Annotated in this window: 2 protein-coding genes; both read right to left on the bottom strand. The window is 70.2% G+C overall.

Features of this window, described 5'->3' with window-relative positions:
* The coding region (locus ASV53_RS26625; RefSeq protein ID WP_275657131.1) for an NUDIX domain-containing protein at nucleotides 1–129 on the bottom strand (129 nt) is incomplete at its 3' end.
* Between the two features lie 7 nt (nucleotides 130–136).
* Nucleotides 137–376: FAD-binding oxidoreductase (locus ASV53_RS26620; RefSeq protein WP_275657130.1), on the bottom strand; the 240-nt coding region annotated here is incomplete at its 5' end.

Below are 376 nucleotides of genomic sequence, written 5' to 3'. Positions count from 1 at the left end.
GCGACGCAGCGTCTGCGACGGCGTCTCACCGCTCTCGGGCTTGCCGCCCGGCTGCATGAACCGGGTCGTGCCCTGCTTGCGCACGACGAGCACGCGGCCGTCGGCGTCGGTGAGGATGGCGGCGCTCACGAGGATGTCAGGCACGGTCGGCGAACACCTTTCCGGGGTTGAGCAGGCCGAGCGGATCGAAGACCCGGGTGATCTGCCGTTGCAGCTCCCACTGATCGTCGCCGAGCTCTTCGGCGAGCCACCGGCTCTTCAGGGTGCCGATGCCGTGCTCGCCGGTCAGGGTGCCGCCGAGAGCGATCGCGGCGCGGAACAGATCGTCGGCGGCGCGCCACACGACCTCGGGGGTGTCTGGCCCCTCGAAGATGAA

Source organism: Photobacterium sanguinicancri, assembly GCF_002265265.1.
Taxonomy (GTDB): domain Bacteria; phylum Pseudomonadota; class Gammaproteobacteria; order Enterobacterales; family Vibrionaceae; genus Photobacterium; species Photobacterium sanguinicancri.
This window is presented reverse-complemented; position numbering and strand designations above follow the sequence as displayed.